Source organism: Clostridium sp. OS1-26 (assembly GCF_030915445.1).
GTDB lineage: Bacteria > Bacillota > Clostridia > Clostridiales > Clostridiaceae > Clostridium_AM.
In genome coordinates this window covers 3,845,440-3,867,495 of record NZ_CP133264.1, presented here as the reverse complement: position 1 = coordinate 3,867,495, position 22,056 = coordinate 3,845,440, and the positions used below count along the sequence as shown (strand labels likewise).

Below are 22,056 nucleotides of genomic sequence, written 5' to 3'. Positions count from 1 at the left end.
TATTATTTCATCTGGAATCTCTAAAATATTTTTTCCTAATATGTGAAAAAAGTTCATATTCTCCTACCTTCTAATCGATTATTTTTAATGTTAAAGAGCTTTTATATATAGCTAGATGAGAATAAAAGTCCCTCCAGATTATATTTATACTGAAGGGACTGATATGAAACTACTATAATTAAATATTCAACACCTCAATTAGTTTCTCTTTAAGCTTCTTTTCTTCCTCACTTCCATTGGTAGGTAATCTTAATATTGGTATATTGTATTTCGCTAAAATTCTATCTTTCATCTTATCTCGTTTTAATTGCTCTGGATTATTCAAATGAAAGGAGTATCCATCTACCTCTACTACTAAAACAGGCATTTTGTCTATATTTCTAAATATAAAAAAATCAGCATGAGTTAATGGATTTGTTACATATTTTAATTCTTTTTCATCTAATTTCGAAGTATCACGAATAAGCATATTAAGTTGGTAGTGTAAAACCTTACCTAATGACTTGAATTCTTCATAAGTTAATACTTTTTCTATTAACGAATTCATTAAATTTTCAGAATTATACTTAGAAACCTTTTTATTCTTTTTAATAAACTCCAACAATTGCTCTGAATATGAACTATATAGCAAGTCAAATATAGAATATATACTACTATTTATGATTTCCAGGTTGTTATATTGTATATATCTAATTAAATCTCCAATATTGCTGCTATTTAATAATTTCTCATTATCAGAAACAACGATAATTAATTTATTCTCCGCTCTTGATATAGCTACATTTAAAAGATTAGCATTATTCATAAAATCATTTGCTTCATTTGAAACCGTTGAAAGGATCATAATTTCTTTTTCCCTTCCTTGATATTTATGTACTGTATCAATTTCAATATTTTCATTACTAATCACATCTTTTAATTCCTTTATCTGATTTCTATAAGGTGACGCTATTCCTACAGATTTATTTTCTTTTAATTTTGGAATTATTTCTTTTAATATTACATCTATTTGTCTTTGATTATAGTGATTTCTTTCATGATTACCTTTTACTGTTTTATACGCTTCTAAAGGTTTATCACAGGAACTTTCATCCGTTAAAATAATCAGTTGATCATCATAAAATTTCTTATTGCAAAAATCTATTATTTTAGGATGACATCTATAGTGCTCCCTAAGTAATGTCTTGGGTACCTCACTATATAGCGTGCTTATTGAAGATAACAGACTATTCTCTGAATATTTATAGGCTTCATTTAACTTATATCTATCATAAATACTATTACTAATATTTTTATTTTCTTTAGTAACTACATTAGGCAACTGTTTTAAATCTCCTACAATAACAACATTTTTAGCACAGGAAAAAGCCAAAGCCCCAGTAACAATATCAACCTGGGAAGCTTCATCTATGATAACATAGTCAAACAAATAATTCTTACTTGCACATTTTCTTAAAGAATGAGTTGTACTAAGTATTATAGGATATTCGTTAATGAAATCACCAAAATTCTTCCATAATGCATTTTCATCAAAAATCGTTCTATTTTTACTTTTATTAAATCTTTTATATAATGTATGCTTTAGCAGAGCCATAGAATTTTCACTATATTTTTTCATTTCATCATCAAAGCTATATTTATCTAATACGCTTTCTAAGGTTTGAATTTCTTTATTTAATTCTTCTAATTTTAATTTATAATACAATTTTTTAAGATATTTTTCTATAATTTCTGGGGAATTGTCATAAAACCTAAAATTCCAAATCCTATGGGTAAATAAAAGTTTAATTTTATATATAAGTTTTACATACTGATGCTTTTCTAAAATCATATTATATTGCAGTAATAGTGATATTATTTTTTCTGAACTCAATCTTAGTAGCGAACGTGATAATTGAATTTTATCTTCATTACTGTAGATTTTAAAATACTCTCTTTCAGTAATTAAATTTGATTTTTCTATTTTTAAAGCAGCTAATTTATTCTTTTTCTCTAGCATATCTTCCAACATTTTTTGAGAATTCATCAAATCCGCTTTTATTTTTTGGCTCTTTTCGTAAATATTGTGGGTAAAAGATTTGATTTTTTTAACTCAAACTGTATATAATATAGAAATTGCAATACAAAAGGTATTTTATGTAAATATAATTAGAAAGTCGCAATATTGAATATATTGCAGATTTTAAGGAGGCATATTAAATGAAAAAAGATATAAAAAAAATGATTGAAGTATCTGAAAAGTTAGGTTGGTCGGTAAAAATAGACGGAAATTACCTTACTTTCAGCAAATTTTCACCAGCAAATCAGGATTTCAACATAGAAATAACAGCAGATAATTTAGAAGAAGCAGTTGAGAAAATCCAAGAAAGATGTGATAATTTTGATTGTTCAGAAGAAACGTATTTATGGTTGGATAATACAGGGCATGGAACAAACGGAGCACCATATGATATGAAAGGTTTGTATGAAGATATGGAATCTTGTTTAGAAATGATGACAGAGTTACATGATGAATTGAAAAAAATTAATCAATAATGAAGTTAGTAAATTTGAAAATTGATACCAGCTTAAAGACACCTTTCACCGAGGTGTCTTTTGTTTGCAAATTATATTGCTTTAACAGGGCGTAAATCTCTTATTATTGTTGATTTATTCATAGCAAGTACATTTGTAAGTAAGGATTTCTTTAACTCAACTTTGTCAAGAGATTTATTTAATTCAAGAAACCTATGCCAAAATAAATAGTTATCCATGAATTTAGTGGATACGCCATTAAAGTGAAGGTTAATCCATTCTTTCAGTTTCTTATGATAAGCATTAACGTGTTGTATATGGTATAGTTTTTCAATGACATATTTTTTCTTGTGAGCGTTATATGCTCTAATCCCTTCAATTTTGCAAATGCTATATAATTTTTAGCAGAATCACTAACTAATAACGATTTAGGAGATATGTAGTTCCCCATAACATCATCTATTTGAGTAGCATTAATACGCACCATACCTGCATTTCTGCTAATTAAGTGACCATTTCTATCCATAGCAACTAAAATACAAACCTGTTCATGGCTTATACCTCTATATTTAGACTTTCCACCTCTTTTATTTGCTTTACGAGTTTTACATTGGTTTTTCCATTTATTGGACTCAATAAAGAAGGTTTCATCCGACTCAATAATGCCTGATAATTGTTCTATGTCCATTGAACGCAATGAATTAAGCACTTTATGTCGCCAGTAAAATGCTGTTGAAAGACTAATATTAAGAGCCTTTGCTGTTTTGGTCAGAGTTGTTCCTTCGGCTACAAATTGAATGTATTTTGCCCATTTTTGAGGGTGGTGAGTTCCTGCCATTGGACTACAAGAAATATCATTAAAGGTTTTACCACAATCTTTACATTTATACCGTTGTCTGCTACGGTATTTTCCATGACCTATAATATGTTCACTTTTACAATGAGGACAGAATGTGCCTTTTGAGAAACGAGTTTCTCTGATGGTTTCTATGTAGTCACTAACCTTATCAGAACTATTTTTAACAAGAGGATATATCAGATTAAAAAATATATTTTGACCAACGGGTGACATCTTTTGAAATTCATCAAATAAGGCAGTTATATCCACAAAAACACTCTCCTCACAAATATAGTAGGTCTATTATATCACATAGAATAATCACCCACAATATTTACGAAAAGAGCGTATTTTTTCTAATTCTTCGCTATCTAATCTATAACTGCCCATATTAGGATATTGATTATTTTGAGATTGAAAGAAATCTTTTCTATTATCCTTATTACCTAAATATGCTGCTATAAAGTCAACATTATATTTCTTAAGTTTTTCAAAAACATTCAAAGTAGCAGAATTATTATTTGAAACAACTGCCACTGTTTTATTATCTATAATGGCATTTGCAATAATGTTTAGTATGGTCTGAGTTTTTCCAGTTCCCGGTGGCCCTTCAATAATACTAATTTGATTATTCAAAGCTTTTTCTGCAGCTTCTTTTTGACTTATATTAAATCCAAAAGGAAATATTATTTGTCTATTATTTTTAAAATGTCTTATTGTTTTTGGATTCAAATAGTTAGCTAAAACACTGGTTGGACTAATGGTAGTCATAGCTTCAAACTGTTTATTAATAAAATCATTATCATTTTCAAAATCAATATTACTTGCAAGCTCCTTTAAATATGTAAAGCAATTCTTAGAGGTTGAATTTTCTAAAGCATTCTTCTTTTCAAGAAAATTATTTAAAATCCTTGATGCTTTTTCATAAGCAGTTAATTCTCCAATCTCAAATTCATCCTTATATTTTTCAATATATGAGACAAATATTTTATCAACTAGATCATCAGGAGTTTTAATTTTAGCATAACTTGCAACATACCTTATAGCTTGAAACTCAAAAGCTTCTTTTCTTTGTATAATATCTGCAACATCTCTTTTAATTTCAATTAATACAATATTGCCACTTTCGTCTACTGCAGTTAAATCACTTCTACCATTTTCTTTGTTTACAACTTGCTTTCCAACTACAAGAAGAGTTTCATCTTCAAATATAACTTCTATGTTTCTTCTTAAAAATTCTTCTATATGCTCCTCTCTTAAGTTTAAGGATTTAAAGTTTATATTTTCTATTTCAATGTCTTCAATTTCTATAGAATCTTTTATTTTTACTGGAATTAACATATGATTTACCTAACTAATTGTTTTTTATATTTATGATTATAACCTTTGGAAATATTTTCATACTGATATAGTTATATTCTAAAATATATTTATTCTAGATTTTTATGGTGTTTCCCTTTTTTATTTTTGAGTAACTTAAAGTGCTAGATGAATAAACATCTAGCACTATTTCCAATAATATAATTTCCATTTTTTACACCTCTGGGGTCCTTGGCGGACCCTTGGGTGCCCCTTGCTAAGGTTTAAAAGTTGGGACATCTCAACCTTCAGAAAGGAGCTGACGGCTACTTTTAATAACTTCTTTTACTTTTTCTATGCTTTTTTGTTTACAATACTTTTTGTAGCATCTAATTTTTTATTGGCATACAAAACAACATCTTTTATAACGAGTTTTTGAATAGCAGAGATAAAGGTTTCCATTATTGCATAATATGGTTGTTTGTTTTTGCGGGTAGTAAAACTTTGTCTGTTTGTATTTTTTTATTACTTATACTATCACCCCAAGAATATTTATGTCCCAAACTTTTATTAATACAAGTTACTAAGTATAATTGATTTAATTTACTTTTTTCTTTTTCATTTTTTAAAGATAAAATCAAATTATGACTGTCGTTTGAATAAAAATCTTTTTCTTGGTATGTAACAACAAAAGTTTTTCCACCAATAAAAATACAATTTCCTTTATCAAGATATGTTTCATCATAAGAAATATATGAACTTACTGCATTATTTTCACTACTTGCACACAAGTAAGGAGTTTCTCCACTATTTTCAACAATATCTCTAGATAAAATATTTCCAGAGTTTTTTACATTAAACAAATCTACAACGTTAAACTTTTCAAATTTCACATTTTCAAAATCATCTAAAACCTTTTGTTCTTCAGCTGTTAAAGAATAATCTTTTAGTCCAGTAGCTGATAAATACGCTTCCAGCTCCGCTATACGCTCCGCTTCTAGCTCCACTATAAAACTCTCCATAAATTCAAAATCTATTTTACTATTTTTTGTAGGGAGGGTTATAACTGCATTTTTTAATTCAATTTTTGTCGCTTTTTTATTATAAGAATATTTGCTTTTAATAACTTTATCAATTGAAGCAATAATAAACATTTGATTTATTTTATTTAATTTTTCACTTTGCAATACACTTGTTGCACCGTGTCCATCTTTTAAATAAAAAGGTGTTTCTAGATATACAATATTTTGATTGTTTGAATGTATTAAAATTGTTGGCTTTCCATTTTTATTATTCAAAACCTTATTTGTTAACTGATGATATGAAATTATTCCATTATTTATGGTGGCTTGCCCGTAAAAAGGATATAGGCTTTCTGTATCATCTTTTAATTCTTCAAGTTTTAGAGGGTCAATTTCTTTTTGTGATTGCCATTGTAATACGTCTTCAATTCTATACTCGCCCCACTCAACATTTTGCAGTTTCTTGTTAAGTGGGGCATCTATTTTCCCAGGCTTTGATCCTCTTTGTTTTGCTGTTTCAAGATATTAGAAACCTCCCAAGCCAAATAGTCACTTACAGTTTTTTTAAAATCTTGCAATGTTGGTCTAGTGTCTATAGGTACTGTTTGATTCCAGTCAGTTCCATTTTGGGGGTCTATGGTGTTTTCATAATATTCTTTATCAGTAAAAATATTGAGTTTACTTTTCCCAAAACGTACTAAGTTTACTAATTCTTCATATCGTTCTTTTGCATGGTCTGTATCTTTTAGATTATTACTTGATTTTTTACGATTAGTTCTAGTATATCCATCATTAGAAAAATCAATAAACTTCACCATTTCATCTTTATGATGTTTTTCGTTTACTTTAAAAACATATATATTAGTTTGTACGCTTGATTTACCGATAAAGATATCCACCGGCATTTTAATACTTGCTAAAAGTGTGTGTTTTTCTAAAATTCTCTTGTTGTATTCTTTGGCTTTTCCTGAACCTGCTGAGTTTTGGATAATAATAGCAGCATAGCCTTTATTCATCATTCCAAGGGCTTTTTCTACAAAGTTCATACCATTGCCATTAGCAGAATACGGAGGGTTTAGAACAAAAGCATCAGCAGGGAATTTGCTGTCTATTTTACCAAAACCGTAATTTCCATCAAAATCTTTTAAAGAGTCTTTATTTAAAATATTCGAGCTTCCATCACCCATCAAAATCATATTTAGAATTGCCAACATATACACGCTTGAAAGCAACTCTAAACCTAGCAATTGTTCAGCTTTTATTCTAATCTCTTTTTGAGTAAGTTCTTCAGGTGAAGTAATTGTGTTTTTGGCATCAATGAGCATTTCATTCATAGCAGCAACCAACAATCCAGCAGATCCTGTAGCAAAATCCCACACATAAGAATCTTTGTTTACTCGTGCTAATTTCACCAAAAGAGTAGCAACATAAGATGGGGTAAGCACTACATCGTTAAGTTTGTCTTGCGAAAAACCGAGCCATCCATACATTTCATTAAAAAGTTTCCCTGTGAAATCAGTTGTTAAACCTATTTTATAATATATTCCCAAATCATCTACAATTTTAGTAAAAACCCTTTTTAGTTGGCTTTCACCATTTTCAACTTTGTTGATATTATCAGTTAAAAGTGTATTTTGTAAAGTTCTTACAATCAGTTCTTTTTTTGTTTTGGTAGTTCTTTTTTATCCAAAAAAGCTTCTATTTTTCTTACTATTATTTCGCCGTCAGTACTTCCTTTTTCAGTAGAAGATTTTAGGTCAGATTTTTCGAGTGGTTTAACATTTCCGGGTATTCCAATTGTTGCAATAATAGAAGCAGCAACGAGATAAACACGGTCATTTTCACCTAAACCTTTTTCATTTTGATAAATATCGTTATTGAGCTTTACTAAACTAGCATCAATCTCTTTTTCACGTTGTTCTTTTAGTTTGTCAATTTCCTCTTGTGATAAATGTAAAGTTTTTACTTTTTCAATAAACTTATCAAAATACTTAGGTTCTAAAAAAGAAAAATCTGTAAATTTTCCAACTTTTTGCCCTACACCAAAATTACTCTTTGAAACATAGTAAACTCCTATTTCGTGTCTGATTTTTCCAGTTTCATCTTTGTGTCCCGTCATACCAATGGCAATAATATCAGTATAACTAGTATGATGTAGCAAAGCATTTGCATAATGCACTGCTCCGTTTACTGCAAAAGAATTTATATTTTTAAAATGTGGCTCATTTTTTTTGGTTCTATTTTCAACTTGTCCATTATCATCAAGTTTTACAAGTTTATCTTCGTAGCCCTTATACTCAATAAGAACAGGATAAAAATCTAAATTTTTGTCTTGTAATAGTAATTTTGCATCTGGACGATTTGCACCTGCTCCACCATTTTTAGTAAAGTAATCAGAAAGTGCTTTGTCTATTTCAGTATTTAAAGATTCCTGTTCTAATTTATAATCTAATTTGTAAGATTTAAGCCAACTGTTCGCTAAATCTGCAATATTGGGTTCTATTGATTTTACCATTTACTTACAACCTCCTGTTGTTTATGTCTTCTGTCATAAATTCTAATATTTCATCCACTCCACAATTAAGTACATTACAGATTTTCTCTATACTTTCAAGTGAAACATATCTATTTCTTTTTAAGCGTGTAATAATGTTTGCACTAAAATCCGCCTTTTCAGCAAGTTCAGCATTTGTCATTTCCTTATCTATAAGCAATTTGAACAGTTTATTGTAGCTGACAGCCATTGCTGAATCCTCCTTTTATTACATTCTATACAATATGTTATCACGAATACGTGAATAATTCAATTTACATATGAATATCATGGCAAATAAAAAAACGTAGCCGTTTTCTTGCTGCTACATTTCTCACATGACATATTTTTATTTCTTTCAAACAAACACCAAATGTTTTACACACCCCTTGAAGATGCCCTAGTTTAGCCTATCGTACCATATCAGTGTTTATGTTTTCAAAATAGACTGCTATTCCTTTTTCTCTCAGCATCCTAATAAGTAAGTCATTATGGGCTACATATACTACAACACCATACTCCTTACAAATCGGAAGTAGTAATTCTGAAATATAGAAAGCTTCTTCTAGGTCATTTGCAGAATGAATAATTAAACTGTCAATTCCCATTCTGGTTGATCCGCAATGATTCGTCTGATATTTTTTCGAATCTGTACACCAGCACGGGTTCCTTTAGTAACATGGGCATATCCTACAACATGAATTTTTCCCGGCGTTCCAAAGTATCGACTCGGTTGATTTGGATTTATAGCTAGTATAATAGTTACTTGTTTTGGCTTCAAGACGAATTCTCCTTTCTATCTATAGTTTCGGTACTGTTATATTCGCTCTGAATTCCACAAATAACAAGTCATTTCAAGCCTACAAACAAGTTATTTTTCAATCAGAAATAAAGCCTTAACTTTAAAGTATTTCCGCTAAAAAGTGCACCCCCCAACTCAAAAATGCACACCCCCTTACCCACTTTTGCACCCCCCGGTGCATTTTTTATTATTTAATATTACTTTTAATGAAATAATTTTGGAACTGTCCAGGTTTTGTAGACACAAAGTTAAGTAAATTTTATGAATTCAATTCTTCGAATTGGGATGGAGAGAGATATCCCAATGAAGAATGCATTCTCTTAGTATTATAATATATCTCAATATATTTAAAGATTTCTTTTTTGGCTTGTTCAGGTGATTCGTAATGAGCATCCTGAATAAGCTCTCTCTTTATAGTTCTATAGAAGGATTCCATTACTGCGTTGTCATAAGGATTTCCTTTTCTACTTTGACTATGAACAGCACCATATTTCTTCAATAATGCTTGAAACCGTCCCCCTGTAAACTGGGAACCCTGATCTGTATGTACAATTAGGCGATTTTCAGGATGCTCTTTTCCATATGCCTGCATAAATGCACCCATTACAAGAGTGTCTTTCATTCGATTATCCATAGACCATCCAACAACTTTCCTTGAATATATATCTATAAACACTGCAAGATATAAAGTACCTTTTTTCGTTGGGATATAAGTAATGTCACCAACCCAGATTTTATTTCTGCCATCGGATTCAAAGATTTGGTTTAATAAATTTGGTCTTTCAACAGCATTTACTTTTTGATTATAATGTTTATAGCGATAGCGACTTCCTTTAGGGAAAAGTTTCATATTTCTCATTAGACGAGATACTCTTTTTCTATTAACAGGAATTCCTCTCTGTTCTAAAACTTTAGCAATTCTTATTGAACCATATCTACCTTTGTTTTCCTCAAAAATTTGTTTTATTTCTTTACTTAACACTTCATTTTGTATATCTCTGCTTGAAGGTTTATGATTTAAATATTTATAATATCCAGCCCGTGATACATTTAATGCCTTGCAAGCCTTCTTGATGTTATGCTTATCATGGTTTTCTTTCAGGTACTGAAATCTTACTTGTTCTTTCGCTTCAAGAAGGCTTGGTATTTTTTTAGTAGTTCTAACTCCTTTTTTAACTCATTATTTTCCTGCCTCAGTTTTTTTATTTCATACTGGCACGAATAGAGCGCAGTTCCATGACCTGGGAATGCACTCTCTCCGTATTCTTCGTATTCACTTATCCACCGATATAAGGAATTATAATGAATAGATAATGCTTTTGCTGCATCAGCAACAGACATCTCATCTTCTTGTACTAACTTAACCGCTGCAATTTTAAATTGTTTATCATAACTTCTTCTCATAAAGCAGACCACCTTTTCACATTTTTCTCTTATCTTGGTGTCTACTTTATTATACCATTTCCAAAACTGTTGTTTTTTCCCTGTCTACTTGACAGGGGGCAGTTCAAAATCAAGGACTTTCTATATGTATCAAAATTATAGTTCTTATTTGTCTAATAACTATAATTTTGATACAATTTAGCGACTTTTTCAAGGTAACGCTTGAGTTTGATTAACGCTAAATTGTATAGGTTATCGCTAAAAGGTGCACTCACCTATACTGATATGTTACCTTGTACTGGGTGGCCCGAGTTTTCATTATTGATGTCAGAGTCCTCGGGAACAGGTCAACCGTTTTTTAGCTCTTTCACGATATGTGGAAACATATCAACCATTTTACTGTTCTCGGGAACATATCAATAGACTTTATTTAATGTGAATCTTATCACATTGACTATACCTTCCCACCATGCTTTAATGCATGTTTCATAAATTGTATTCTCTCTTATGGCTAAATACTTCTGACATTTTTTCTTGATGCGCTTTTATGTCATCAAAATTCCATTCCTGCCCCGCTCCGCGAGCGTTTTGATTGTCTTTGCATTTTTGCATCATGATCATAAACTTGATTGATGCCACACTGACCTGCTTAATTTTTCCGGAAGCATCTAAGTAATGGTCGAGCTTGGTTTTCGGGCTCCAATTTGAACCAGAACTATTCGCCTCGCTACCAATCATGGCGTAGTTACCCAAGCAGTTTATTTGCTCTTCATTCGGCGCACCATTTTCTCCATTAGCGTTGGCTTGCGGGTAGTAATGCTCTAAACTCCTACGCGTTCTCGAAAAATAAAACTGTTCGAATACTTTCAGCCCAAAATCACCACATCCAAGCGTGGCAAAAAATTCAGTTCGTTCTTTACCGCCTTCTTTTGTTCTTTCGCCGCGAAGCTCATTAGCATATTTCTCCCACAGCTTATAATCAAGATAGTTGAAAACAAACAACGGAATACCCTTTGATTTTACCGTCCCATCTCCATAGATAGCAGTAAAATCAAAATCGTCATTGTGTGGCGTAATATCGAGTGCATTGTCACATAGTACAGTGTTATCAAAGCTACCGGGTTTCGGCGTATTGATTTCGTTAAGGTTCTCAGCCACCAAATACACATCTTTGAAGTATTTATCCGCCAACCCCGATAAGAATTCGCAATACTTGTTAATATCTCTGTCGTCAGAACGGAACAGGTACAGCAAGCAATAGAAGAGGTAATTCTTCCTTTGCCTTGCCGTAAATGATACCTCAAACATAGAAAGTATCTGCACCAATTTATGCTGCACATCGCTTTCACCGTCAAGATTTTTCAGATACTCTTTTTTGCCGTCTTTTTGCCAATATTGCAGCTTCCATGGGTTGTTCTCAATAGTGTCATCTTCATTTGAATGATGAACGATATAGTTGTCCAGAAGAAATTTTGCCCTCAACAAGTTGGAGCCGAACGTCTTTACAAACTCCTCATCAACCTGCACCTTATCAAATTCATGAATCAATTCTTTATCGTCGAGATTAAAACTCGTAGGGTCAAAGCTGCTCTCTTCAATACGGGTGAGTTTCAACACAATAAGCAAGAAGTTTGTAAAGTCCATAATTGGCTGGAACGTATCGATTTTGTTCTCTTCGTCCTGCTGTTTATCTGCGCCTTTGTAATTGATAAGGTCGCTGATCTTCAACGTATTGGTGTTATCATCCACCTTCGGTAAATCATCAAAGTTTGAAACCTTAAAATCACATAGATATTTCCCAAAAATTGCGGGTTCACGATATTTTTGTTGTATATAGACATTCATCTCGCTGCAAAATTCCCAGAGGCGATTAAACTTTGCCTTGTTCGCGTTATTCAGTTTTTCGATAAGGCGCGCCTTAATAATTTCATGCTTTTCCAGTTGCTCGCCTCTGGAGTTCATAATTTCAAAGTAGTGGTTTAAGTCTATGTCTTTCGGCACTTGGTAGTGAATTAAGTGAACGCTGTGCTGAAAATAGGTTTTGAACCCATCTTGGCATGTTTTCTGAACTATCTCATTAATGGCGTCCTTGGCATATTTAAAGCCTTTTACGATTCCATAGTCTTTTTCGTCAATCTCAAAACAAGGGATGCTTTGAATGGTGTCGTTCGATTTTTTGCGTGCCCGATAAGTCAGTTTGTTTTGAAGGGAAATTCCCAATGCACCCAGCACGAGATTAATTGTGGTTAGCCGCTGTTGGCCGTCAATCACTTCATAGACTTGGTCTCCTTTATGGAAGGACACCAACGTCCCGATAAAATACGTCTGATTTTTGGCGGTGTACGCATCATAGACATCCTGAATCAGCGCGGAAATCTCATCTTTTTCCCACGCATAGTTTCTCTGGTATATCGGAACTTCATAAGTTGCTTTGTCGCCGTTATAAATTTCGGCGATGGACAGTTCTTTGAGCGGCAGAGTTTTAGTTTTCATTTTCGTCCTCCAAGAATTTGTTTGTTTTGAAATAGTGGAGATAGTTTTGATAAATGCCTTCTTCGTCCTGCTCATCCACATTATCTTTTTTCGCCACTATGTAGCCAATCGGTAACGGATTCATTCTGTCGGAAAGTGCGCTTAAAAGCGAAACCGGTGAATCTGCTTCGGTTATGATTTTATATATGTTGAAAGAATTCTTAACATCGTTGCCCATAATGTAGTTTTGCGCCGACAGCCAACCGATATTATAATACTGTGCCCTAAGTGAATAAGCCCAGACAAAAGCAAACACTACAAATTGGTCTAACATTTCCAAGTCCATTTTTTCAGGTCGTTCGGGGCAGAACCTATCAACATAGAGCAAAATAGCAGTGTCAAACAGCAATCGTGTGATTCGGTTGCCAACACCATTTTTGTATGTTCTCAGGTCAAGTGTTTTTATAATGTCGTTATCATTGATAAAATAGCCCTCATATTTGTCGTTGTTCTGAATGTCTTTAAGTATTTCAAAGTAGTGTTTTGCATAATCAAAAAACGGCTTGCCTGCCACAATTGGCGTGTCCAACTGAAACGGTTTAAGATTCCGTATGCCTGAGACAAAAGGCATTGCGGAATGGTTGACCGTATCGGCATAGGCAAATGCCCCTTTGTAGAATTGAGCGTAAGGGAAGTTGTCCTGCCGGGTGATGCCCTTGAATTTATGTATATTATGCTCGGTGAGTTCCCAAGCCTTGTTGCCTTTTGTCCATTCTTTCACACGATAGAGATAATCACTGAACAGTGCCGAGAGTTCTTTTTGGTCTAAATCCTCCCAACCTTTTACAACCTTCTCGGTTTCCGCTACATCCAAATCGTTCATCTCACGAAGATGATAAGCCTTCAGCAGATCATGGGGGTAAAGCTTTTTGCCACGAGCATTTTGTGAATCAAAGAACTGGAAGGCTTCGGATATGTTTTTTGTAATGACAACGATGAGTTCGCAGTTGTTTTCGATGTAATCCAGCAGTTCTCTTCTATCCCTGTCGTCGATTATATTATTTGCACGTCTTTCCAGTGTGCGGAAGTTGTTGGGTATATTACGAGTATTATGTGGATTATTTGCGAGGGGCTGCTCCAAAAAACTTATTGAATCAGCACCAAGAGCCTTAAGTAGCAACGAAAAGGTAATAGTTCGCTGTTGCCCGTCGACGATGTTATATGTTGATTCTCCCTCTTGGTGGAGGATGAGTGTCCCTACTCGGTAGGTTTCTTTGTTTTCGTTTTTAGCATCAATAATGTCGTCCAGCAGTTGAATTGCATTTTTTGCTGTCCATTTATAGGGACGCTGATAATTCGGTATTACCAAATTAATGTCAGTAATGGGGTTACCGTCTTTATCCTGGGTTATTTTATCGTGCAACAATAAGTCACCGATTTTGGTTATTGCGAGTTTTAAGCAAGTGGTCATATAATCGACTCCTTTTAGAATTAAATACTATATAATTTCGTATCCTCGTCCATCATCATTTTGTAGTGCTACTCCTGTTCCAAGGCCTCAAAAATCAGCTTGAACAAGTTCTTGTATACTTTATAAGCCCTTATTATCGAGCATTTCGAGAATATCACTTGCTGATAAGCCTGTATCCCTAATTACAACATTTACAAAAGATTTAGCTCCCAATCGGCAATTGTAACTTCCAGTTAATATAGCATTACAACCTTCTCTAAGCTGTGCCCACGACTGGCTTTTCTTAGTTCTTATTTGTTTTACAGTATTCCAGACATCATTGTCGCTATCATCATCAGAATTTGCAGAACTATTAATCTGGTTGTTCTGTTCGACCAAGTTATGTCCTTTTTACTTAACAGAATTGGAGGTCTGCCATCTCTAAGCGGATGATGCAACTCAGGATTTTCACCAAGTTCTTCACCTGTAACAATGCATTTATTCACAGCCTTTCTGCAAGTTGTCCGAGAGGTGCCACCAAGAAGGTATCTATCTGTTGATTGTGATTCTGCGGAAACCCATTGTTTAAGCGCATTTAATAGAAGTGAAAACACCCGAAAATCATCTGGTAATAATTCCTTCATATGTGGTGGCAGTGGATTGGCTTCAAGAAACTCCTTTACCGGGCCATCTTCACTAGCCATTTCGATTGCCTTTTGGTTTAAAACACTACCTATTTCATCCAATATATTTGCAAATACATCACGTGGTATTTTGACATTAAGAATATCGAGACCTTGCTCATTTATCAAGCTCTCATAATAATCAATGTATTCGGACATCAAATTCACTTTTTCTGGTTTTGATAAAGCTATTTCACTTTTATATCTTTTATAGGCCATCCCATCACCTTCATTTAACGTATTTGTCTATCAAAGCAAAAATATATGCTGTATTTCTCGACTTTCTACTAGCCTCATGCCTTACTCCTACTTCTCCGTTAACCCAACGATCATAATAGGAATAAACGAGCAAGAAATCTTTCTTTGAGATAGACCTTTGCATCGATAATTCACTGGATGGCACATGTTCGATAGCCTTATCAACATACAATCGACCGTCAATTGATGATGCCTTGTACCATAGCCCAGTGGTAGTTTGTATTTCTTCCCCTGAAACAGTAAGCACTTCTATAATTCTGTTCCACAAAGCTTCTCCACTCATTATTTTATACCTCCATTAATTTTAGATAGTTTCCCGAAAGCGCTTCGAACATGTCTGGATAATGTCCACAAGAATTACTCGTGCGCGGGAACATGTCCACGAAGCACGGCGCTGTTATTTTTTGCCGCCTTTCCAGTAATGTTTTCTATTTAAAAACTGCCGCAGCCCATCTGATAAAACACCATCATGTTTGTGGAACAAGATGATGTATTTTGCCTGTGTCTCGGCCATAGATTGCTCCTCCATAAATTTGATTTATAAAACCATCAGTTTTTCTCTGATCTGGGTGCTTTCAATAGGTACATACTGACCATTTAAAACAATGCTACGCCCTAATATTTCTGACAGAGTAGCTGATTTTTCTTCCAGCAACAATGGATTGTTTTCCAGTATCTGATTAATGCTGGCTACATATTCAGGCGCAGAGAGTTTTTGTATTATTTCTTGTCCTTCAATATATTCTCCATGTGCGCCGCCGTTCTTTATTATACGAGCATTAGATAACTTTCGTATTTTAGCAGTGAGCATAACCGACAGAATAAATATATCCATAAGTTCACGTTGTGCTTCTTCGCTAGTCATATCGTGCGCATACTTTTCATACGCCTCATCAAGTTCTTGTGAAACCATTCCCGAAACAGTTTTGCTAGTAGCAGCAATTTCGCTACTTTGTACAGGCCTTACTTTTCTGGTCTTCTTAAACTTCTTCTTGCTCTTGACATCGTCCCACTTCTCTCTTATTGCTGGTGCAGCCTTTTCTTGCCACCAGAATTTTACACGAGGGGCGACAACTTCGCTCAACACCCATATGGTGCCAGCAGCGATAGCCTCACCTACCAACTGTGCAAGTTCCTGTGCTTCAGGAGATAATTCTTTCTCCCGTCGGGGTTCTTGGTAGTCATAGTGCTCATCATATCCATATTCGCTTTCATCGACTTTAACCCACTCAGCTTGGCCTGCAATCTGATTTGTCTCGTTATCCAAAAGCGAACCTCGAACTGCCCCTTCTGTATCCTTGGATGGTGCAAGATGAGTTCCTTCTTTATAAACAGGTCTATATAAATCTCCACTTTGTCTACGCTGGCCCATAGTTGACCTCCTTATTTAAACTATAAATGTTGAACAGCCATCATTATAAAATCATCTTTGTGCCGCCCAATCGTTATCTCGTCCTGATAGAATCTACCGGAACAAATCAGCCAAATTATTTTGTCGATTTTATATGGCGTGATGGATTCATCTATTGCCTTACAGTCATCTGACATTCTAACAATGGCTTCAAAAACTGAAATTGGATTTTCTTCCGACAATCCTAACCCGCTAAACACATCTATTAAATGCACATCGGGCTTAGGGTAGTTGACATACCCTAACTCTTTTAAGCAATCGCAAGCCAATGTGAATCCAATGCCACTGATTTTTGTAGAAATAAGCAACGGCAGAGCCATTCTTGTAGGCAGATTGTAGTCAAACTGATTTACAAAGGTTTTGAAATCTTTTATGTTTTCAAAATCACACATAAATTTTGCTGCATCAATTATTGACTTACTCCATTTATGCCAACTATTGCGGTTGCTATCCTCACTGGTAACGTTGAATTCTTTTCTGAATATCCGATACAAATCCTCAATGTTATATGTAGCAATTTCAGTAAAGTCATATTCACATAAGATGGTCTTAATCTTTTCTTTTCGTTCTGTAAACTTTATTACATTTGGCATACGCTGATAATTCTGTGCAGATTGAATTAGTTGTTCGAATACATCAGCTAACGAACTGAAATCTCGTCTATCGCCAATAAAATATTTATGTAGATCATCAGAATCTAATTGATTTGGTAAAATGTCAAGAAGATAGTTGTAGGCCAAACGATACACTACCTGATTCTTTTCTTTGTTTGTCAAAACGCTCCCTCCTACTTATCTCCTTGTTTTTTCTTTCCGTATTTCTTCGGGAAGTAATCCTTCCCAAGCAGCCAGACATACTGGTCGATTTGCTTCAGGTTATATTTATCAAAGCCATAGAAGGCACGGAAATCAATCAGTATGCCTTTGAATTTTACATAGTCCTTCAAATCACCATCTTGGAAATCTGAGAAACCATCACGATTTCTAAAATAGCGAAGTACCTCATCGACGTAGCTATCATAAATCGGATAATCGAGCGGATTGTGATGGCTACAATACTTTGAGGCAAAAGAGTAAAAGTTCTTTTCTGTATCACCGATAGTTATGTGCTGGATATCACCAACCAGGGTAACATCACCAGCTTTAAGTCTCGCATCAATACCCAGAGCGCATATGTGCTTAGCTACTGGATAGATTGAGAAAATGTTCGTACTATAAAAATCGTTAAGCGTTGATGCCTTCAAAAGAACATCGATAATGTCTGTATTCTTCGGGCATAGCTCAAAGAACAGTTTATTAAGTGCATCCTCCTGCAGGTGGTAGTTCTCAAGGCCATCCCACTTTGCAAGATAAAACTCAACCTGCTCAATTGATGGATCTGGAACATCAACATCCATTTTCTTCTTACGAGTATATGTACGATTAACAGTATTCTCCTGCCTTAGCGTTGATGGCTCGACAGTTCCATCAGAAGCTAAGAATAAACGGAACCTTCTTAGATGAGACAAGTAACTATTAACAAGTGATTTAACATTACCGGTCGAGTTCTCAGAAAGAGCCTTAATTAATGCTTCTTTTGCCGCATTCTCAAAATCAGTAGCAGTCACCGCATTCCAAAACAGGTCTTTGCTCCCTTTCCTCCAGAGGTAGAAGGTGTCCACATAAGCAGTATTGATTGTTAATTTTGAAATGTTCTGGCTATGTAGGAAGTTCCTATATAAGGCACGTAGCTCATCATACGATAGAGCTTTCATTTTGTTTATATCCAATTTCAACCTCCCCTTTACTCAATACTGTTTAATCTTTCAAGCCACTTCAATATGAAGCCACTCTTAAAGAAATCTATTAGTGCTCCATCGCAAAAGCGCTCAGCTCTAACAACACACATAATAAGTGCAAGCACACACTGTGCACTCAAATTTGAAACGTCAGCATTCTTCATAGATTCCGTACCCCATTCAAGGCCGTTATCTTTAAGAATATCTCCATAGCGGGTAAGCTCCTTATCTGTATTTCTTTCTTCAAAGGTGTAAACATCGTTGATGAAGTTAAGCACCATTTCGGAATACCCCACAAAAGGCATCTGTATCGGATGATCCGGCGTTCCATCGTTTTCTTTATCAATAACCCATTCACCAACGCTATCCGACTGGATAATAGGTATGTATTTTGTCAAAATATCAAATTTACTCATCCTCATCCTCCTCAGCATCGTCAATGCCAAATAACATCTTGAACTTATCGAAGTTATACGGGTATGAGTTATCACCATCAAATCTTACTGGTTTATGGCCATTGTTATACTCAAATTCTAGCTCCCACTGTGTACCATCACACACCGTATATCCGAAGCGCTTAGTTGAATATCGTCTGCGCCATTCACCGATGTGAAGATCCTTAAGTGCGGCTATAAAAGTATCCTTTGTGAAGGGCTCCTTGTTATCATCATCAAACAATAAGAGCGGTTCTTCATCTTCCCATAATTTTGTATAGGCTTTCAATCCATCTGATAGTTCTACAACATAACTGCGGTAGCCACCAAAGAACCCGCCAATGCTAAATGTAATCTTGCAGATGGCATCTATATTTGCATCAAAGTCAGCAAACTTTTCTTCTGACTTCGATAAGGTATAAGTTCCACCAACTTCAGCGTAAGCTAGCTTAGCTCTTTCCAAGTATTCACGAGTCCAGTGAATGCGCGTATCTTCGCTCGGATGCATAATTGGCCCTACGCCATAGTCCAGGCTTTCCATTGTATTTTTAAGACGACCTATTTCTTGCTTAAGCCCACGCATAGCGGTCATAATCTGTTCTTTAGTTTTTCCTTTGAGATACTCTTCATAGTATACTTTAGGGCTAATCATCATATTAGGCCGCCTCCTTTACTCAATCTCGCACTCCTCAATCAAATGTTCTTTAATTTCTATAATATTCACTTCATCAAAATCATAATTAAAGATTGATGCTATAATAATCTGATGATCAGCAAAATCTCTTTTTAGAATTTCCATCATGAGTTTAACATTGGCTTGGTCTACTTCTTTTCCGCTCGGTGAATCAAGGACAATTGGTAATTTGATTTTAAGAGCATTTTCAATTGCAATTATGTATGCGAGTCTGAACGCAAAAGCAGTTTTGTGTAGAACCGCACCTGAAAGTTCTTTAAGATTAGATGTAAAAAGGTACGTTATGGGTATTGAATCCTTATCACCTAAACCAAGCTCCGTTGCATATTTAACTATGTCTTTAGAAATAGATGAAACAACACTATTGTTACTTTTGGTCACGTTACTGATATCGCTTCTAATAGATTTAAGTTCCTTCTCTAAGCGATTCATTTCCTGCTTAATAGCAATAGGATTCATTGGCATTTTTGCAATTCTTTTATCAAACACTTCCAACAGACTAGCAGACTTATAAAACACCAACTGTTCATATTCACTATCCTTTTCTTTTTCAAGCCGCTCAAGTTGACCGGTAACAGTAGCAAATTCAGCAGAAACCATTTTTCTCTTTGCAATCAATAAATCTATTGCATCATTTAGTCCAACGATGTTATTTTCCGTTACTGGAAAAGTTGATCCGTCAGGTGACTGAACAAGCAATTTCATATCAGCAACAAACTGTTTAAAGCGTTTATTATTAGCCATGGTACTGTCAATTCTACGCAGTTCAGCCTTTAACCTCTTTTGGTGCAAAATGAGTTGGTTAATAGCAATATCTGATTCTTCTTCATAGCTATCCGTGACAAGTTCCCCTGCCTCCAACGTCTCCTTATATTGTGCAATGCTAAACATCTGACGGTATTTTGTCAGTTCCCTTGATAATCGTGCTTCCTTTTGAATTAATTCTGAACAATCACGCCCAGAAAGTCCACGAATTAATTCTTCAATATTAAAGTGAATACTTCCAATTACAACACCACGATTAAGCAGCGTCCAACCTTTTTCTTGGTCAACATAAAAAGCCCCAAGCAGATTTCTTAAAATATCAGCATTTTCTGTTCCAAAAACAATTTTATGCAATTCATTTTGCTGTTCCGGTAGCACAAAGGTTTGCTTTTCAGAACCCATAGTTACTTCGATTGCAATATCACTGCAACGTAGCAAAGATATTATTCCACTTGTTTCACAGTCAATCACTAACTCTACTTCACAGTTATTGAACTTAATTTTTTTGGTATTGGGAATGTTATATCCAAGAGCATATAACATAAAGCGCAGAAGGGTAGTTTTTCCACGACTGTTTTTTATACTGTGAATTAAATTGACACCCTCTGTAAATAAAATTTTACGTTCAATAAATCCCTCTTTGAGTCGGATAGATTTAAAAATCACAGTTTCGCCCCCTTTTGATTTTATCAATTGCAATTCGATTCCGTACAATATTGTAAAGAATAATCTGGATTAGTCCCTTCTTAGTTTCTTCATCAATAGTATCAAGTTCAAATTCCGAAAGATAATCAGGCCATTTATTTATGGCAAAATCCATACACTTCTCAGCAGGTTTCTTATTGGTTTGGTATCCGTTGTAGTCGCAGAGGACTTTAATGAAAAATTCGCAGCGTTCGCAACAAGATTCTATTGTATCCTTATATTGGTGAACAATTTCATCGTAAGCACTCGAATCAAATATCTCTGCAAAAGAGTCATCACAACGTTCAACATCAGTAGCAATAACTATTATAGGCCAAACTACATCTTTTTTCTTCAGCTGAATAGATGCATTCTTCTTTGTACCATTTTTGAAAACTTCTTCGTGCCAAATATTTAGAAGTTTCTTTCCAAACCCAGGAATATTTAAATTTAAATCGCCAATGAAATCATCTACTACTTGCTTAACAATTTTATATCGCTCAAAGTCATTATCAGTTTCAAACGGCAACACTTGAATCATGAATTTAGCTAAATCCAGTGGCTGGCTCATTCCATTCAGGTAACCCTCTATCAATTTCTGTGAAGACGCAGGCAATGACGAAAAGTCACGGTGTGCAGCTCCTAAAAATACGCTCATTGAAGCATCTTCATTTAAAGGATTAGGTGAATTAGTAATTAATATGAGCTGTTGGGCATTAACCTTTTGGTTGCCTTCAGATAAGGAAATAAGCGATTTCTCAAGGTTTTTCCGAACGTTTCTGAAATCTGAACTACTTTGTTCAACTGCTTTTGCCTGCGCTAAAATATATTGTCCATTCTCTAATTCCAACTCTATATCCTCATAGTTACCCTCTAGACGCAGTGATTTTAAGTCCTCAATATTTTCAAGCATAAGTACGACTGCTGCATTTACCTGAAAATCAAAACCAAACATGACAGCGTTTGCTCGCCTACTTTTTGACATGAATTTCTCCCTCCTTTCTCCATCGTACAACGCACACTTTTTAAGTTTATTC

The 22,056-nt window shown here is 34.3% G+C and carries 21 protein-coding genes and 1 pseudogene; 1 reads left to right on the top strand and 21 read right to left on the bottom strand.

Annotation, left to right across the window (positions count from 1 at the left end):
• Positions 1-178: 178 nt before the first annotated feature.
• The gene (locus tag RCG18_RS19040) at positions 179-2,011 is read right to left on the bottom strand and encodes an AAA domain-containing protein (RefSeq protein ID WP_308037606.1); all 1,833 of its coding nucleotides are present in this window, start codon (positions 2,009-2,011) and stop codon (positions 179-181) included.
• Between the two features lie 188 nt (positions 2,012-2,199).
• Between RCG18_RS19040 and RCG18_RS19035 the strand changes: the two genes are divergently transcribed.
• Complete coding sequence (locus RCG18_RS19035; RefSeq protein ID WP_308037605.1) at positions 2,200-2,535, top strand: hypothetical protein; 336 nt, start codon at positions 2,200-2,202, stop codon at positions 2,533-2,535.
• Between the two features lie 71 nt (positions 2,536-2,606).
• Here RCG18_RS19035 and RCG18_RS19025 read toward each other — a convergent pair.
• The 20 genes and pseudogenes from RCG18_RS19025 to RCG18_RS18930 form a co-directional block, all read right to left on the bottom strand.
• Positions 2,607-3,586, bottom strand: a pseudogene (locus tag RCG18_RS19025) (IS1595 family transposase).
• A gap of 87 nt (positions 3,587-3,673) precedes the next feature.
• A complete protein-coding gene (locus tag RCG18_RS19020; protein ID WP_308037602.1) occupies positions 3,674-4,693 on the bottom strand; it encodes an AAA domain-containing protein in 1,020 nt (339 codons plus the stop codon).
• A 419-nt stretch (positions 4,694-5,112) separates the two neighbouring features.
• Positions 5,113-6,132 carry a restriction endonuclease subunit S gene (locus RCG18_RS19015; protein ID WP_374119152.1) on the bottom strand — a complete coding sequence of 340 codons (1,020 nt, stop codon included), beginning with the start codon at positions 6,130-6,132 and terminating at the stop codon, positions 5,113-5,115.
• Positions 6,133-6,152: 20 nt separating this feature from the next.
• The gene (locus RCG18_RS19010) at positions 6,153-7,223 is read right to left on the bottom strand and encodes an N-6 DNA methylase (RefSeq protein ID WP_308037600.1); all 1,071 of its coding nucleotides are present in this window, start codon (positions 7,221-7,223) and stop codon (positions 6,153-6,155) included.
• A 101-nt stretch (positions 7,224-7,324) separates the two neighbouring features.
• Positions 7,325-8,188, bottom strand: a complete 864-nt coding sequence (locus tag RCG18_RS19005) for a hypothetical protein (RefSeq protein WP_308037599.1) — start codon at positions 8,186-8,188, stop codon at positions 7,325-7,327.
• 4 nt (positions 8,189-8,192) lie between these two features.
• Positions 8,193-8,417: a helix-turn-helix transcriptional regulator gene (locus tag RCG18_RS19000; protein WP_308037598.1), complete on the bottom strand. Its 225-nt coding sequence runs from the start codon at positions 8,415-8,417 to the stop codon at positions 8,193-8,195.
• Positions 8,418-8,616: 199 nt separating this feature from the next.
• Positions 8,617-8,814, bottom strand: a complete 198-nt coding sequence (locus RCG18_RS18995; RefSeq protein WP_308037597.1) for a hypothetical protein — start codon at positions 8,812-8,814, stop codon at positions 8,617-8,619.
• Positions 8,796-8,987 carry a hypothetical protein gene (locus RCG18_RS18990; RefSeq protein ID WP_308037596.1) on the bottom strand — a complete coding sequence of 64 codons (192 nt, stop codon included), beginning with the start codon at positions 8,985-8,987 and terminating at the stop codon, positions 8,796-8,798. The genes RCG18_RS18995 and RCG18_RS18990 overlap by 19 nt, the downstream gene beginning before the upstream one ends.
• A 280-nt stretch (positions 8,988-9,267) precedes the next feature.
• Positions 9,268-10,412 (bottom strand): IS3 family transposase gene (locus RCG18_RS18985; RefSeq protein ID WP_308037595.1). Its coding sequence is split into 2 segments (ribosomal slippage): positions 9,268-10,154 and positions 10,154-10,412, totalling 1,146 coding nucleotides; the frame shifts between segments, so codons are not numbered across the junction.
• Positions 10,413-10,877: 465 nt separating this feature from the next.
• Complete coding sequence (locus RCG18_RS18980; protein ID WP_308037594.1) at positions 10,878-12,884, bottom strand: DUF262 domain-containing protein; 2,007 nt, start codon at positions 12,882-12,884, stop codon at positions 10,878-10,880.
• Positions 12,874-14,334 (bottom strand): DUF262 domain-containing protein, encoded by a 1,461-nt coding sequence (locus tag RCG18_RS18975; protein ID WP_308037593.1) that lies wholly within the window; start codon positions 14,332-14,334, stop codon positions 12,874-12,876. The genes RCG18_RS18980 and RCG18_RS18975 overlap by 11 nt, the downstream gene beginning before the upstream one ends.
• A gap of 299 nt (positions 14,335-14,633) precedes the next feature.
• Entirely contained in the window at positions 14,634-15,164 is a 531-nt protein-coding gene (locus tag RCG18_RS18970) for a hypothetical protein (RefSeq protein ID WP_308037592.1), read from the bottom strand.
• Between the two features lie 61 nt (positions 15,165-15,225).
• A complete protein-coding gene (locus RCG18_RS18965) occupies positions 15,226-15,537 on the bottom strand; it encodes a hypothetical protein (protein ID WP_308037591.1) in 312 nt (103 codons plus the stop codon).
• Between the two features lie 255 nt (positions 15,538-15,792).
• Positions 15,793-16,626 (bottom strand): hypothetical protein, encoded by an 834-nt coding sequence (locus RCG18_RS18960; protein ID WP_308037590.1) that lies wholly within the window; start codon positions 16,624-16,626, stop codon positions 15,793-15,795.
• A gap of 20 nt (positions 16,627-16,646) precedes the next feature.
• Positions 16,647-17,441, bottom strand: a complete 795-nt coding sequence (locus RCG18_RS18955; RefSeq protein ID WP_308037589.1) for a hypothetical protein — start codon at positions 17,439-17,441, stop codon at positions 16,647-16,649.
• An 11-nt stretch (positions 17,442-17,452) separates the two neighbouring features.
• Positions 17,453-18,433 carry a PD-(D/E)XK nuclease family protein gene (locus tag RCG18_RS18950; protein ID WP_308037588.1) on the bottom strand — a complete coding sequence of 327 codons (981 nt, stop codon included), beginning with the start codon at positions 18,431-18,433 and terminating at the stop codon, positions 17,453-17,455.
• A gap of 14 nt (positions 18,434-18,447) precedes the next feature.
• On the bottom strand, positions 18,448-18,858 hold the full coding sequence (locus RCG18_RS18945) for a DUF6508 domain-containing protein (protein ID WP_308037587.1): 411 nt from the start codon (positions 18,856-18,858) through the stop codon (positions 18,448-18,450).
• Positions 18,851-19,531 carry a hypothetical protein gene (locus tag RCG18_RS18940; RefSeq protein WP_308037586.1) on the bottom strand — a complete coding sequence of 227 codons (681 nt, stop codon included), beginning with the start codon at positions 19,529-19,531 and terminating at the stop codon, positions 18,851-18,853. Before RCG18_RS18940 ends, RCG18_RS18945 begins: the two co-directional genes overlap by 8 nt.
• A gap of 15 nt (positions 19,532-19,546) precedes the next feature.
• Positions 19,547-21,001: an AAA family ATPase gene (locus RCG18_RS18935; protein ID WP_308037585.1), complete on the bottom strand. Its 1,455-nt coding sequence runs from the start codon at positions 20,999-21,001 to the stop codon at positions 19,547-19,549.
• The gene (locus RCG18_RS18930; protein WP_308037583.1) at positions 20,991-22,004 is read right to left on the bottom strand and encodes a hypothetical protein; all 1,014 of its coding nucleotides are present in this window, start codon (positions 22,002-22,004) and stop codon (positions 20,991-20,993) included. Before RCG18_RS18930 ends, RCG18_RS18935 begins: the two co-directional genes overlap by 11 nt.
• Positions 22,005-22,056 lie beyond the last annotated feature (52 nt).

Excerpts from the sequence above, each read along its gene's own strand:
- RCG18_RS19040 (WP_308037606.1), bottom strand. The coding sequence starts at position 2,011 with ATGTTGGAAGATATGCTAGAGAAAAAGAATAAATTAGCTGCTTTAAAA.
- RCG18_RS19035 (WP_308037605.1), top strand. The coding sequence starts at position 2,200 with ATGAAAAAAGATATAAAAAAAATGATTGAAGTATCTGAAAAGTTAGGT.
- RCG18_RS19020 (WP_308037602.1), bottom strand. The coding sequence starts at position 4,693 with ATGTTAATTCCAGTAAAAATAAAAGATTCTATAGAAATTGAAGACATT.
- RCG18_RS19005 (WP_308037599.1), bottom strand. The coding sequence starts at position 8,188 with ATGGTAAAATCAATAGAACCCAATATTGCAGATTTAGCGAACAGTTGG.
- RCG18_RS19000 (WP_308037598.1), bottom strand. The coding sequence starts at position 8,417 with ATGGCTGTCAGCTACAATAAACTGTTCAAATTGCTTATAGATAAGGAA.
- RCG18_RS18995 (WP_308037597.1), bottom strand. The coding sequence starts at position 8,814 with ATGGGAATTGACAGTTTAATTATTCATTCTGCAAATGACCTAGAAGAA.
- RCG18_RS18980 (WP_308037594.1), bottom strand. The coding sequence starts at position 12,884 with ATGAAAACTAAAACTCTGCCGCTCAAAGAACTGTCCATCGCCGAAATT.
- RCG18_RS18975 (WP_308037593.1), bottom strand. The coding sequence starts at position 14,334 with ATGACCACTTGCTTAAAACTCGCAATAACCAAAATCGGTGACTTATTG.
- RCG18_RS18965 (WP_308037591.1), bottom strand. The coding sequence starts at position 15,537 with ATGAGTGGAGAAGCTTTGTGGAACAGAATTATAGAAGTGCTTACTGTT.
- RCG18_RS18960 (WP_308037590.1), bottom strand. The coding sequence starts at position 16,626 with ATGGGCCAGCGTAGACAAAGTGGAGATTTATATAGACCTGTTTATAAA.
- RCG18_RS18945 (WP_308037587.1), bottom strand. The coding sequence starts at position 18,858 with ATGAGTAAATTTGATATTTTGACAAAATACATACCTATTATCCAGTCG.
- RCG18_RS18940 (WP_308037586.1), bottom strand. The coding sequence starts at position 19,531 with ATGATGATTAGCCCTAAAGTATACTATGAAGAGTATCTCAAAGGAAAA.
- RCG18_RS18930 (WP_308037583.1), bottom strand. The coding sequence starts at position 22,004 with ATGTCAAAAAGTAGGCGAGCAAACGCTGTCATGTTTGGTTTTGATTTT.